9 protein-coding genes are annotated in these 13460 nt (G+C 71.1%); 7 read left to right on the plus strand and 2 right to left on the minus strand.

Annotation, left to right across the window (positions count from 1 at the left end; translation table 11 throughout):
* Positions 1 to 73 precede the first annotated feature (73 nt).
* Complete coding sequence (locus GTY96_RS02340) at positions 74 to 2521, plus strand: arylsulfatase (protein ID WP_235685288.1); 2448 nt, start codon at positions 74 to 76, stop codon at positions 2519 to 2521.
* 69 nt (positions 2522 to 2590) lie between these two features.
* On the opposite strand, the gene GTY96_RS02345 is transcribed toward GTY96_RS02340, so the two are convergent.
* Positions 2591 to 4378 (minus strand): M4 family metallopeptidase, encoded by a 1788-nt coding sequence (locus tag GTY96_RS02345; protein ID WP_143898074.1) that lies wholly within the window; start codon positions 4376 to 4378, stop codon positions 2591 to 2593.
* Positions 4379 to 4722: 344 nt separating this feature from the next.
* Between GTY96_RS02345 and rpsD the strand changes: the two genes are divergently transcribed.
* On the plus strand, positions 4723 to 5355 hold the full coding sequence (gene rpsD, locus GTY96_RS02350; RefSeq protein WP_143898081.1) for a 30S ribosomal protein S4: 633 nt from the start codon (positions 4723 to 4725) through the stop codon (positions 5353 to 5355).
* Between the two features lie 113 nt (positions 5356 to 5468).
* Complete coding sequence (locus tag GTY96_RS02355) at positions 5469 to 7667, plus strand: FUSC family protein (protein WP_161663733.1); 2199 nt, start codon at positions 5469 to 5471, stop codon at positions 7665 to 7667.
* Between the two features lie 198 nt (positions 7668 to 7865).
* On the opposite strand, the gene GTY96_RS02360 is transcribed toward GTY96_RS02355, so the two are convergent.
* A complete protein-coding gene (locus GTY96_RS02360; protein WP_161663734.1) occupies positions 7866 to 9461 on the minus strand; it encodes a HEAT repeat domain-containing protein in 1596 nt (531 codons plus the stop codon).
* Positions 9462 to 9564: 103 nt separating this feature from the next.
* Between GTY96_RS02360 and GTY96_RS02365 the strand changes: the two genes are divergently transcribed.
* From GTY96_RS02365 to rsmB, 4 genes are read left to right on the plus strand one after another with little or no spacing between them, the layout of a single operon-like run.
* Entirely contained in the window at positions 9565 to 10155 is a 591-nt protein-coding gene (locus GTY96_RS02365; RefSeq protein ID WP_143898084.1) for a signal protein, read from the plus strand.
* A gap of 48 nt (positions 10156 to 10203) precedes the next feature.
* Positions 10204 to 11139 (plus strand): methionyl-tRNA formyltransferase, encoded by a 936-nt coding sequence (gene fmt, locus GTY96_RS02370; protein ID WP_161663735.1) that lies wholly within the window; start codon positions 10204 to 10206, stop codon positions 11137 to 11139.
* Positions 11140 to 11188: 49 nt separating this feature from the next.
* Positions 11189 to 12139, plus strand: a complete 951-nt coding sequence (locus GTY96_RS02375) for a type II 3-dehydroquinate dehydratase (protein WP_201755761.1) — start codon at positions 11189 to 11191, stop codon at positions 12137 to 12139.
* Positions 12136 to 13452: a 16S rRNA (cytosine(967)-C(5))-methyltransferase RsmB gene (gene rsmB, locus GTY96_RS02380; RefSeq protein WP_143898087.1), complete on the plus strand. Its 1317-nt coding sequence runs from the start codon at positions 12136 to 12138 to the stop codon at positions 13450 to 13452. The genes GTY96_RS02375 and rsmB overlap by 4 nt, the downstream gene beginning before the upstream one ends.
* Positions 13453 to 13460 lie beyond the last annotated feature (8 nt).

The following is a 13460-nucleotide window of genomic DNA, read 5'->3' on the forward strand; positions in this document are numbered from 1 at the left end:
GGCGGGAGGAAGCGGACGGGGCCTGGGGCCGCCCGGCTCCGTCCAGAGGGCAGATTCACTGTCCTCAAGGGCGATGCACCTCTTGCTGACGAAGCCGTTTCCGGTGGGCCCGTGGGTCGCGGGCCCGCCGGGCGGTGCTTCGCTTCGCGTGGAGGCGCGCTCGCTCATGTCCCTCAAGGAATACAAGCCCGGCAGTTCCTTCCCTGGCGTCATCGGCCGCACCTGGGAGCAGTCGTCTCCCGCGTGGCCCTCGCCCCTGCGCTCGAAACCCGGCTCGCCCAACGTCCTCTTCATCATCCTGGACGACACGGGCTTCGGGCACCTGGGCTGCTATGGCTCGCCCATCCGCACGCCGAACCTGGACCGGCTGGCGAAGCGCGGCTTGCTCTACAACAACATGCACACCACCGCGCTGTGCTCGCCCACGCGCTCGTGCATCCTCACCGGCCGCAACCACCACTCCAACGGGATGGGCACCATCACCGAGACGTCGCTGGGCTACCCCGGCTACAACGGCACCATCCCGTTCGAGAACGGCTTCCTCTCCGAGATGCTGATGGAGGCGGGCTACAACACGTATGCCCTGGGCAAGTGGCACCTGACCCCCGCGGAGCAGACGAGCGCCGCCGGACCGTACTCGCGCTGGCCGCTGGGGCGCGGCTTCGAGCGCTTCTACGGCTTCCTGGGCGGAGACACCCACCAGTACTACCCGGACCTCGTCCACGACAACCACACCGTCCGCCCGCCCGCGACGCCGGAGGAGGGCTACCACCTCACCCCGGACCTGGTGGACCGCGCCATCGACTGCATCGCGGACACCAAGCAGGTCGCGCCCGACAAGCCCTTCTTCCTCTACTTCGCCACCGGCGCCATGCACGTCCCCCACCACGTCCCCCAGGAGTGGGCGGACCGCTACGCGGGCCAGTTCGACGACGGCTGGGACGCCTACCGGCAGCGCGTGTTCCAGAAGCAGCTGGAGCTGGGGGTCCTCCCCAAGGGCACGAAGCTGTCCCGGCATGATCCGGACGTGGCGCAGTGGGATTCACTGCCCGCGGAGGAGAAGCGCCTCTACGCGCGGATGATGGAGGTGTTCGCGGGCTTCCTGGAGCACACGGACCACCACATCGGCCGGCTCCTGAAGTTCCTGGAGGAGTCAGGGGAGCTGGACAACACGCTCATCATGGTGCTGTCCGACAATGGGGCCAGCGCCGAGGGCGGGCCGCACGGCTCGGTGAACGAGCTGAAGTTCTTCAACAACACGCCGGAGTCGCTGGAGCAGAACCTGGCGGCGATGGAGGACCTGGGCGGTCCGAAGCACTTCAACCACTACCCGTGGGGCTGGGCCTGGGCGGGCGACACGCCGTTCCGCCGCTGGAAGCGGGAGACGTACCGCGGCGGCACCACGGATCCGTTCCTCGTCCACTGGCCCAAGGGCATCCGGGCGAAGGGCGAGGTGCGCACGCAGTACGCGCACGCCATCGACCTGGTGCCCACGGTGCTGGACTGCCTGGGCCTGGAGGCGCCGGGGGAGATTCGCGGCGTCACCCAGTCCCCCATCGAAGGCGTCAGCTTCCGGCACACCTTCAACGACGCGAAGGCGAAGAGCCGTCACCGTACGCAGTACTTCGAGATGTTCAGCTCGCGCGCCATCTACCACGACGGCTGGCGCGCGGTGTGCCCGTTCCCGGGCCCGTCCTTCACGGAGGCCGGCGAGGCGTTCGGCGAGTCGATGCTCGACGAGGACCGGCTGCGCGAGCTGGATGCGCACGGCTGGGAGCTGTACCACGTGGCCGAGGACGCCGCGGAGACCCGGAACGTGGCGGAGGAGCACCGGGGCAAGCTCATCGAGATGATCGCCCTCTGGTACACGGAGGCCGGGCGCTACCAGGTGCTGCCGCTCGCGTCGCCGACCCGCGAGGTGTTCGCGCTGGAGCGCCCGCAGCTGACAAAGGACCGCAAGCGCTACGTGTACCGCCCGCACACGTCGCCCGCGCCGGAGAACGTGGCGGTGCACGTGCTCAACCGGCCCCACGCCATCATCGCCGACGCGGAGGTGGACGCCGGGACGGAGGGCGTGCTGCTCAGCCACGGCGGCCTCACCGGGGGCTACACGCTCTTCATCCAGGACCGGAAGCTGCACTACGTCTACAACTTCGTCGGCGAACAGGAGTTCCACATCGAGTCCGCGGTGGACGTGCCGGAGGGGCGCTCGGAGCTGAAGTTCGAGTTCGAGCCCACCGGCAAGCCCGACCTGGCGGTGGGGCGAGGCACTCCCGGGCGCGGCCGGCTCTACATCAACGGAGAGCTGGTGGCCCAGAGCACCATCGACGCGACCATGCCGCTCGCCATCAGCCTGGGGGAGGGGCTCACGTGCGGCCGGGATGAGAGCTCGGCCGTGAGCCAGCTCTACACCGCGCCCTTCGAGTTCACCGGCACGCTGCACCAGGTGACGGTGGACGTCTCCGGGGAGCACGTGCGCGACGCCCAGGCGGAGCAGCGGTCGGCCCTGGCGAAGCAGTAGCGGAAGCACGACGGGCCCGGACGGGAGAGGGGGGCGCTCCCGTCCGGACCTTGAATCATGGGACGGCGGCTACTTCACGCCGACGGCGGTCCAGGCGTCCGCGACCTTCTTCACCTCGGTGGAGTCCTTGCCGTACAGGTCCGTGGCGGCCTTGAGGGTGGCGGCGCGGGCCTGGGAGAAGTTGGTCTGCGGCGTCATGTACGTGGTGAGCGCGCGGCCGAAGATCTTCAGGCTCTTCTCCATGCCGATGCCGCCCTTCACTTCCAGGCCGGACGTCTTGTTCTTGCCGCCCTCGGTGAGCAGGTAGAAGGCGTTGTTGGCGATGCCGCTGGAGCCGTGCACCTCCGTCTGCTTCGGGTAGTTCTTGTAGTTGTCGATGGAGTACCCGTCCGACGTCGGGTCGTTCATGTAGCGGAGGGCGTCCGTGTTGTCGCCGTTGTTGGGCGTCCACGCGTCCTCGCCCACGGACCAGTCGAACTTCACGGCCTTGTTCTTCTGGCTCGCGTACCACTCCACGCCCGTGCCCATGATGTCGCTGAAGGACTCGTTGAGGCCGCCGGACTCGCCCTCGTACTCCAGGCCCGCGGTGCGCTCGGTGAGGCCGTGGCTGATTTCATGGCCGGCGATGTCCAGCGTGGTGAGCGGGCCGGAGTCCTTCCCGTCGCCGTCGCCGTACTGCATCTTCTCGCCGTCCCAGAACGCGTTCACCAGGTTCTTGTCGGTGTGCACGTAGGAGATGAGCTTCTCCCCCTTGCCGTCGATGGAGTCGCGGCCGAGGATCTCCTTGTAGAAGTCGTACGTCATCTCCGCGCCGTAGTGCGCGTCCACCGCGGCGGCGGCGCGAGCCGGGTCGGTCTTCTCACCCCAGACGTCGTTCTTGTCGGTGAAGCCCGTGGTGCCCGACGCGTTCTCCTGGTTCTTCGCGTCGTACGTCACGATGCCCTTGCCGCGCGTCTTGTCCTCCAGCGAGTACGTGCCGTCCTTGTTCTTCGTGGTCTGGAGGTCGACCTTGCCGCTGTACATCGTCTGGTCGTCCGCCACGCGGCCCGTGCCCGGCTTGGGGGCCGGCGTGGGGGTGGGCGTCTTCGGAGGCGTGCCCGTCGTGCCACCCGGGCGCTTGGCCTCCGCGCGGTCGAAGTGGCTGATGGTGTTGTACTGCTTGATGGACTCGCCCGTGTTCGCGTCGATGAAGTAGTTCATCGAGCGCGGGTCCTTGCCGTTGGACACCGACGTGTCCGTCAGCGTCACGTGGAAGGCGGCGCGGTACTGGCCATCCTTGCCCTTGACGATGACCTTCTCCGCGGTGGGCGCGCGCGTGGTGTCGCCGGCGAAGTCCTTCTGCGCCACCGACAGCGCGTCCTTCGCGGAGAGCTTCGTGGGCGCCTTGCCCAGGCCCACCGGGATGTTGGACACGTCGCCCGTCAGGCTGTCGAACTGGCCCTTCGCGTCCAGGTGGCCAATGACCTGCTCACCCGCGACCTTCACGCCCTCGTGCATGCGGTCCATGCGCACGTGCGTCATGCCCAGCTGATCCCGCTCCACCGAGCGCGGCGAGAACGACGCGCCGCCCGTGATGCCCGTCAGCTGCGGGTTCTTCTGGTTCACGTACGACACGGTCTTCTGCACGGCCTCCTGCGCCTGCGGGCTCGTCAGGTCCACCGGGCCCGGCGTCAGCTTCGCGCCCACGCCGTTCAGCGCCACCGTCGCCTTCGCCTTGGCGGGCGCCCCGGTGCTGAAGCTGGACTGCGAGCTCATGCCCACCGGCCCCTTGTTCTTCGCGACGGTGTTCGTCGCCGGGGTGTCGGTGCGGTTCTGGGTGGCGACAACGGGCTTCGAGAGGTCGGTGCGCAGGGCCATGGGGTGGTCTCAGGGGGAAGGTGACGCGGACAATTTGATTCTCGTGTCAGCCGCCCGGATGTTGCGTGTGGGTGGCTGCGTACACGGTCATGAGAGGGCTTAAACTCATGAATTCACGGTTGAAGTGTTCGTCCCACATCCACCGCACGGCAACATTCCGACCGGTAGGGAGGCCGGAGCGCGGGTTCTATTTCCGTTCATTTTCGGCCTGATCCGCTCCGTGCGTCCACCCACACCCCGTGTCTGGACGCTTGACCGCCTGCCGCCGTTGCGGGTATTGAAATTGATAGTGATTATCAACTTCAACTTGGCTCGAGCCAACAGGAAGTCCGGAGGAGCACGCCGTGGCACGTGAACTGGGACCGCGAGGGAAGCTGTGTCGGCGGTTGGGGATTCCGCTTTCGCGCATCAGCGCGAAGGACCCCGACAAGGATCCGGTGCTGCGCCGGCCGTATCCGCCGGGCCAGCACGGGGCGACGGCGCGGGTCTCGGTGAGCGACTTCGCGCAGCGGCTGCGGGAGAAGCAGAAGCTGAAGCTGTACTACGGGCTGCTGGAGAAGCAGTGCCGCAGCGCCTTCCTGGAGGCGCGCCGGTCCCCGGGCAACACCGGCAAGGTGTTGATGCAGCTGTTGGAGAGCCGGCTGGACGCGATGGTGCTGCGCGCGGGGCTGGCCACGAGCATCCGTCAGGCGCGGCAGTTCGTGCGCCACGGGTACTTCCAGGTGGACGGCCGCCGCGCGGACATCCCCAGCCTCCGGCTCAAGCCCGGCAACGAGGTGCGCTTCCACTCCTCGCACCTGAAGCTCCCGGTGGTGCAGGAGGCCTTCAGCCGGATGAAGGGCCGCCAGGTGCCGGCGTACGTGCAGGTCCTGGGCGAGGGAGAGGGCATGCGCTACGTGCGCCTGCCCGAGCGCGAGGAGATCCCCGTGGACGTGAACGAGCCCTTCATCGTCGAGTACTACGCCCAGCGGAGCTGACGCTCCGGCCCTCCGTCGCCCGTCCGCCGAGCCTGATGGCGGGCAGGGGCGGTGTCCGGCGCTCGCGCGCCCCATCTTCTTCCCGAGGGCGTTCTTGGCGGGAAGGAGTGGGGATGCGCGGGGTGCCAGGCGAGACGGGGGCCGAAGGGTGGGTGGCGCCCCGAGGGAGGCTTGCCCGGGGGCACCTGCCGCGCCACGTGGCCGGGCTCTTCCGCTTCCAGCCGGGCCAGCCGGCGGTGGCCGCGGGGCTGCGCACGGGCCTGGCGCTGGGGATTCCGCTGCTCGTGTCGGCGCTGCTGAAGATGCCGCAGGCGTCGTGGGCGGGCATGGCGGGGCTCTTCGTCGCGCTGGTGGACAAGGGCGGGCCGTACCGCACGCGCGCGCGGGCCATGGGCGCGATGACGGTGCTGGGCGCGGTCGTGGGGTTCGTCGTCGCGCTGCCCAGCCCCCTCTGGGTGGACGTGGCGCTGACGCTCTTCTGGGTGACGGCGTGCGGCTTCGCGCGCAGCTACGGCGAGGTGCCGGGCATCGTGGGGATGCTGCTGGCCAACCTGTTCGTGGTGTCGCTGGCACTGCCGTCCCACGGGCTGAAAGGGGTGCTGCTGCAGGCGGCGTACTTCGTCGCGGGCGGCCTGTGGTCCATGTTCCTGGCGCTGGTGCTGTGGCCGTTGCGGCCCTACCGCCCGGCGCGGCTGGCCATCGCGGCCTGCTACGAGGAGCTGGCGGAGGTCGCGGACGCGGTGGCGGGCTGGCCCATGGAGGGCCCTTCCCGGGTGGGCTCCTGGGCGGCGGTGCAGCGGGCCGCGAGCATGCGGCAGGCGCTGGAGACGGCGCGCGCCACGCTGGGCGCCACGCGCCAGGGGCGGCAGGAGGAGAGCGGCCGGGGAGAGCACCTGCTGGTGCTGCTGGAGGACGCGGACGCGCTGTCGCTGCTGCTCACGGCGATGTCGGAGTCGCTGGATGAAGCCCCTCGCCAGGGGGCCTGCCGGAAGGTCCGGCTCGAGGCCCAGCATGCGTTGGGGGCGCTGGCGGTGGACCTGCGGGGCGTGGTGGGGGCGCTGGTGCGGGGCTCGGTGCCGGCGCCGACGTCGTGGGACGCGGAGCGGGTGACGCGGATGATCCAGTCGGAGGGGGGCCTCCCGGAGCCGGCGCGCTCGCAGTACTCGCACGGCGCGGGCCTGCTGGGGCGGCTGCGGGAGTACAGCGCCGTGGCGCTGGACGTGGCTTCGCGGCTGGAGAGCGGCGAGCCCCTGCCCGAGCGCGACACGAAGCCCTTCGCCCCGGAAGAGGCGCGGCCGCGTTCGTGGTGGGAGGTGCTGCGGGACCACCTGACGCCGGAGTCCGTGGTCTTCCGGCACGCGCTGCGGCTGGGGCTCACCGCGACGGTGGCGACGGCGGTCGCGGAGGGGCTGGGGCTCAACCACTGGTACTGGGTGACCATCACCGTGATTGTCGTGTTGCAGCCGTACGCGGGGCTGACGACAGAGAAGGGGCTGCAGCGCGTGGCGGGGACATTGGTGGGCAGCGTGCTGGCCATGGGGCTGGTGCACGTGTTGCCCGCGCGGTGGATGGTGCTGACGGCCATCGTGGTGCTCATCTGCGTGTCGGTGAGCGTGCGGCCCCTCAACTTCACCGTCTTCCAGGTGCTGCTGGCGCCCGCGCTGGTGCTGCTCGCGGAGATCCAGACCGGGGACTGGACGCTCGCGGGGGTGCGCATCCTCAACACGCTGCTGGGGGGCGGCCTGGCGCTGCTGGGCATCCGGCTGCTCTGGCCCAGCCCGGAGCATGCGCGCTTCCCGGAGGAGGTGGCCAGCGTGCTGGAGGCGGACCGGGACTACCTGCGGGAGGTGGCCCGGACGCCGGTGCCCTCGGAGCCGGCGCTGCGCGAGGCCCGGCGCAAGGTGGGCGTGGCGCTCCTGGCCGCGGAGGCGTCGTTCCAGCGGCTGCTCAGCGAGTGGAAGGGGCCGGCGAAGGAGCTGGAGCCCGGGATGGCGCTCATCACCTTCGCGCGGCGCTTCACGGCGGCGGTGACGGCGCTGGCGGCGAGCCGTGTCTGGCACCCGGGGCCGGACCTGGGGCCGGTGTCGCGCTATGCGTCGGATGCGCTGGCGGAGCTGTCCGCGGCGCTCGTGTCGCGCCGCGTGCCCTCACGCCTCAGGCACGAGGCGCCCGCGGTGGAGGGCGCGGACGCGCTGGCGCGCACGCAGGTGACGCGGCTGGTGCGCCAGCTGGGCGTGCTCCACCACGCGGTGGAGCGCATGCCGCCCGCGCTGCGGGCCTCGGGGGATGGGGCGGGGCCCGCTCCCACGTGACCCGCGAAGGGCGCGGCCTGGAGGTAAGGAGGAAGCGCATGGCTCCCGCCCCCTGGCGCGGGGCCTTCCGCCGCGGGAGCGCGGGGCTCGGGAGCGGGCGGGGCGCCGGATGCAGGCCCTTCGCGACGCGGCATCCGGCGTGTCTTCCGCGTGACCCGGGATGCGACGGGCTCTCGCGGAAGACGCGCCGGGGGCCGGTCAGGCCCGCTCCAGCTTGACCAGCAGCCGGCGCAGGTCCTCGTTCACGCGCACGAAGTTGGAGTTGCCCTTCTCATCCTCCAACTGCTTCCTCAGCGCGGGCAGGGCCGCCTCGCGGATCTTCTTCGCCGCGCCGGGCGCGTCCGTCAGCCAGTCCACGGACTGGATGACCGTGGCGCGGACCTCCGTGTCGCGCTCGGTGAGCCGCGCCGCCAGCGCCGGGCCCTGCTCCGCGCTCCCCGCGCGCCCCACCTCCAGCGCCGCGCGCTGCAACAGCACCGCGTCCGCCTTGGGGATCCGCTGCGACCAGCAGCCCGCGTTGCCCGTACACGCCTGGACCGCCTCCAGCACGGCCCCATAGCCCAGCAGCTGGTCCGCGCGCTTCTTGCCCAGCGCCGCGGGATTCTCGCAACCCTCCTCGCCCGTCGCGTTGCAGTCCGCCGCGGTGCGCGCGGGCTCCGCGGCGGCCAGCTTCGCGAGCACCGGCTGCTCGCGCGCATCTCCAATCAGCGCGATGCCCTTCACCGCCACCTCGCGCGCGTACCAGTCCCCGCTGCCCGCCGCCTTCTCCAGCGCGGGAATCGCGTCCCGGCTGCCCACCAGCGTCAGCGCCCGCACGTACGCGTCGCGCACCGTGGGGTCCGGCTCCGCGACGAGCGCCGTGAGCGGCTTCACCGCCTCCGGGGCCCGCATGCGCCCGAGCGCGTCCGCCGCCTGCATCCGCACCAGCGCCTGGATCTGCGGATCCGAATGGGTGAACGACAGCTGCTTCACCAGCGACGGCACCGCGCGCTTCTCCCGCAGGTCACCCAGCACCTGCGCGGCCTTCATCGGGTAGCTGGCGGGGTTGACGCCCTGGGCCTTCGCCCACAAGAGCAGCTCCGCGTCCTTGCCATCCAGCACCGGCAGCAGCGCCTCCGCGGCGGGCGCGCCCAGCTGGTACAGCGCGAAGCTGCTCTCCACGTAGAAGGACACGCCCCGGCGCTCCTTCGTCAGCGTGCGCATCAGCGCGGGGACCGCGCGCGGGTCGCCAATCTGGCCCAGCGCCTCGATGGCCTTCTTGTTGAGGAAGGGCTCCGCGGCCTCGTCCGTCGCCAGCTGGATGAGCGAATCCACCGCGGGCGTCGCCTTCAGCGCGCCCAGCACCTGGATGGCCTCGATGCGCGTGTAGTTGTCCTTGCTGCGCAGGAGCGGCACCAGCGACGGCACCGCGCGCGCATCCCCGATGCGCCCCAGCGCCCCCACCACCGCCTTGTTCACCTGCTGCGCGGGCACGTCCGCCGCCCCCGGGTCCAACGCCGCGGTCAGCGGCTCCAGCGAGGTCGGGTGATGCAGGTCGCCCAGCGCCCGGGCCACCGCCGCCTTCACCTCCGGCTTGCGCTCCGAGGACAGGCGCGCGTGCAGGAAGGGCAGGAACTGCTCGTTGACGTTGCCCGACGTGCGCATGGACTCAATCACTCGCACCCGGTCGTCCGGCCGCCGCGCCCCCTCCAGGCTGGACTGCCAGTACTCCGGCGTCTTGGGGTCCTCCTTCTTGCAGCCTCCAAGTGCGAGGCAGGACACCGCCAGGGACAGGGCGACGAGTGAGCGGGACATGGGGCTCCTTTGCGTCCGAGAGTCTGGGCTTCCGTTGGGTGTAGACCTCTCCTGACGAAGGACGCAAACCTCCACCACCTCCTGGGGTACGCTGGTCAACGACATGGCCCATGCCGAAGACAGTCGTAACGCGTCGCGTCCGGCCCTTGCGCGCCGGACGTACCTGCTCGACCGCGAATTCCAGCTCAAATACATCCTTCTGCTCACCGGCATGGGCGCCGGGAGCATGCTGTTGTTCGGCGTGCTCGCGCAGCAGGTGAACCGCATGGCGGCCGAAGGCGGGCTGTCCGGCGAGGAGTCGCTCTGGTGGCTCACCGGCGTCGCCACCGTGGGCCTGGGCATCGCGCTGGGGTTGTTCGGGCTGCTCTTCACGCACCGTGTGGCGGGCCCCGTCCATGTGATGAGCCTCTACGTCGCGGCGCTCGCGGCGGGCCGCTATCCGCGCCTGCGTCCGCTGCGGCGCAAGGACGAGCTGCGCGCCTTCTTCGCGCGCTTCAGCGAGGCGGTGGACCGGATCCGCCAGCGCGAGGCGGACGAAGCGCTGGCGCTGGAGAAGGCCCTGGCGGCGCTCAAGGACGTGGCCACCACGCCCGAGGCGCGCGAGGCCCTGTCCACGCTGGAGGCGCTGCGCACGCGCAAGCGGCAGGCGGTGGACACCTCCGCGCCGCCCGCCGCCTTCAAGTCCGTGGCGTGAGCCCGGACGCAACCTCTTCCCCCCTTTCTTTCAAGAGATTCCCCTCACATGAGCCGACCCCGCATCGTCTTCATGGGCACGCCCGAGTTCGCCGTGTCCTCGCTCGAGGCCTGCTTCGACGTGGGTGACGTCGTGGCGGTCGTCACCCAGCCGGACAAGCCCAAGGGCCGTGGCAACGCCGTCACCGCGCCGCCCGTGAAGGAGCGCGCGCTGGAGAAGGGCATCCCCGTGCTCCAGCCGCAGAAGCTGCGCACGCCGCCCTTCTCCGAGGAGCTGCGCCAGTACGCCCCCGACGTCTGCGTGGTGACGGCCTACGGGAAGATCCTCCCCAAGGACCTGCTGTCCCTGCCGGCGAAGGGCTGCGTCAACGTGCACGCGTCGCTCTTGCCGCGCTTCCGGGGCGCCGCGCCCATCCAGTGGGCCATCGCGCACGGCGACAGCGAGACGGGCGTGTCCCTGATGGTGATGGACGAGGGCCTGGACACGGGGCCCGTGCTGGCGATGAAGCGGCTGCCCATCGCCGCGGATGAGACGAGCGCCACGCTGCACGCGAAGCTGTCCGCGCTGGGCGGAGACCTCCTGCGGGAGTCCCTGCCGCGCTATCTCAACGGGGAGCTGACGCCCCAGCCCCAGCCCTCCGAGGGCATGGTGCTGGCGCCCATCATCGACAAGGAGAACGCGAAGCTGGACTTCACGAAGCCGGCGGTGGAGCTGGACCGACGGCTGCGCGCCTTCACCCCGTGGCCCGGCGCGTACACGCTGCTGTCGGGCAAGGTCTTCAAGGTGCACCGGATGCGGCCCGCCGCGGGAAAAGGCGAGCCCGGCACGGTGTTGTCCGCGGGGCCGGAGGGCATCGAGGTCGCGTGCGGCGAGGGCTCGCTCGTCTTCCTGGAGGTCCAGCCAGAGGGCAAGCGGGTGATGCGCGCGGGCGACTTCTTGTCCGGCAACAAATTGCAGCCGGGCAGTCAGCCGTTCACGTCGTGAGCGCGCCCCGGTGCGCCATGTGGAATCCTTGCCGCAGGGAGTCTCACGGATGGGCATGAAGCTGTTGGTGTTGCACGGGCCGAACCTCAACCTCCTGGGGGAGCGCGAGGACGTCGCGGGGGGCCGGCTGGCGGACCTGGACGCGGCGCTGCGCGCGAAGGCGAAGCAGCTGGGGCTGGAGCTGACCATCGTCCAGTCCAACCACGAAGGCGTCCTCATCGACACGCTGCACGCCGAGCGCAAGCGGGTGGAGGGCGTCCTCATCAACCCGGCGGGCCTCTTCACGTCCTACGCGTTGAAGGAGGCGCTGGAGGCGGTGGGCCTGCCCGCCATCGAGGTGCTGCTCAAGCCGCCCGCCCGCGAGTCCGTGGTGGCCGAGGCGTGCGCGATGCAGGTGCTGGGGCTGCACGGGTTCGACCCGTACATCCAGGCCCTGGAGACCTTCGCGAGCGGCATCTTCCACCCCGCCATCCCCGGGCCGCTGAAGACGCTGGGCCGCCGCAAGGGCAAGGGCGGTGGGGAGGAGGAGGAGCGCCCCAGGCCGAAGCTGGTGGGCCGCGTGCACCCGCTCAAGGGCGGGGATCCGGCGCCAGTGGCCGCGCCCGCGCGCTCCCTGGCGCGCACGGCGGAGGCCGGAGGGCCGCTGAAGACGCTGGGCCGCAAGGCCGCGTCCTCCACCGAAGCGAAGCAGGAGGGCCGGGCGGGCAAGTCCCTGGGGCGCGCGGCGAAGGCGGGGGGCCTGCCCGCGTCGGACCTGCTCACGCGGGCGCTCGTGCGCCAGAAGATCGCGGACCGGCTGGCGGGGCGGCTCAGTGAAGCGGAGCTGGCCACCTGGGCCCGCGCGAAGTATCAGCAGGTCCAGCGTGGTGAGCCGGCGGAGAGCGGCCACCGCGAGCTGCTGGAGGACAGCCTCCAGAGCCTCACCTTGTCCCATCTTCCCGCGACCCGGATGTCGGACGAGCAACTGGTGGACCTGATGACCCGGCTGGAAGAAGGATGAACGCCCGTATCCTCGCCATCAACATCCTGTCGCGCGTGCGCGCCACGGATGCCTACCTCAACGTGGTGCTGGACACGGTGCTGTCGGAGACGCCGCCCAAGGACCCGCGCGACGCGGGGTTCGTCACCGAGCTGGCCTACGGCACCACCCGGCGGCAGCTCGCGCTGGACTACGCCATCACCCGCTTCGCGGACCGCAAGCTGGACGCCCTGGAGGACAAGGTGCTGGCGGCGCTGCGCGTCGGCGCGTACCAGCTCTTCCACACCCGCGTGCCCGCGCGGGCCGCCGTGGCGGAGACCGTCCAGGCCCTGAAGGACGTGGGCCTGGGGCGCGCGGCGGGCTTCACCAACGCCATCCTGCGCAAGCTGTCGGAGCTGCCCTCGCCGCCCCTGCCCGCGCGGACGGACGCGGTGGAGTACCTGTCCGTGCGCGAGAGCCACCCCCGCTGGCTGGTGGAGCGGTGGATCCGCCAGTTCGGCCGGGAGCGCGCCGAGGCGATGCTCGTGGCCAACAACCTGCCGCCCGCCGTCGTCGTGCGCGCCAACACCTCCAAGGTGACGCGCGACGCGCTGCTCGCCCAGCTCAAGGACGTGGGCGTGGACGCGCGCCCCACGGAGTCCTCGCCCGTGGGCATCATCCTGCCGTCCGTGGGCCGGGTGGAGGACGTGTACGGCTACGCGGAGGGGCTGTGGCAGGTGCAGGACGAGGCCGCGCAGCTCGTGGGCGTCTACGGCGCCATCCCGGAGTCCGCGCGCGTGCTGGACGCGTGCGCCGCGCCGGGCGGCAAGGCCTGCCACCAGGCGGAGACGCACGACGTCGTCGCGGTGGACCTGCACGCCAACAAGCTGCGCAAGATTGAAGGGGAGGCCCAGCGGCTGGGGCTGTCCGGCCGGCTGAAGGCGTTCGCGCACGACGCCGCGGAGCCCTTCCCCGAGGCCTGGGGCGAGTTCCACGCGGTGGTGGTGGACGCGCCGTGCTCGGGGCTGGGCACGCTGCGCCGCCACCCGGAGCTGAGGTACCGGCGCAAGGAGGAGGACGTGGCGCGGCTGGCGGCGCTCCAGCGGCGCATCCTGGAGAACTGCCAGGAAGCGGTGCCGCCCGGCGGACTGCTCGTCTACGCCGTGTGCACGCCGGAGCCGCAGGAGGGCCAGGACCAGGTGGACATGTTCCTGAGGAGCCACCCGGAGTGGACGGCGGAGCCGCCCGTGCTGCCGGGGCTCAAGCTGCCGCTCGCCCAGGCGTGGCTGCGCACGCTGCCGGGGCCGGAGGGCTACGACGGCTTCTTCGCCGCCCGGCTGCGCAAGCTGTACTGAGCCCGCGC

Origin of the sequence: Corallococcus silvisoli (assembly GCF_009909145.1) — a bacterium.
GTDB lineage: Bacteria > Myxococcota > Myxococcia > Myxococcales > Myxococcaceae > Corallococcus > Corallococcus silvisoli.

What these genes read in the sequence shown, in the direction of transcription:
- GTY96_RS02340 (WP_235685288.1), top strand. Translation starts at nt 74, where the DNA reads ATGCACCTCTTGCTGACGAAGCCGTTTCCGGTGGGCCCGTGGGTCGCG.
- GTY96_RS02345 (WP_143898074.1), bottom strand. Translation starts at nt 4,378, where the DNA reads ATGGCCCTGCGCACCGACCTCTCGAAGCCCGTTGTCGCCACCCAGAAC.
- GTY96_RS02355 (WP_161663733.1), top strand. Translation starts at nt 5,469, where the DNA reads ATGCGCGGGGTGCCAGGCGAGACGGGGGCCGAAGGGTGGGTGGCGCCC.
- GTY96_RS02360 (WP_161663734.1), bottom strand. Translation starts at nt 9,461, where the DNA reads ATGTCCCGCTCACTCGTCGCCCTGTCCCTGGCGGTGTCCTGCCTCGCA.
- GTY96_RS02365 (WP_143898084.1), top strand. Translation starts at nt 9,565, where the DNA reads ATGGCCCATGCCGAAGACAGTCGTAACGCGTCGCGTCCGGCCCTTGCG.
- fmt (WP_161663735.1), top strand. Translation starts at nt 10,204, where the DNA reads ATGAGCCGACCCCGCATCGTCTTCATGGGCACGCCCGAGTTCGCCGTG.
- GTY96_RS02375 (WP_201755761.1), top strand. Translation starts at nt 11,189, where the DNA reads ATGGGCATGAAGCTGTTGGTGTTGCACGGGCCGAACCTCAACCTCCTG.
- rsmB (WP_143898087.1), top strand. Translation starts at nt 12,136, where the DNA reads ATGAACGCCCGTATCCTCGCCATCAACATCCTGTCGCGCGTGCGCGCC.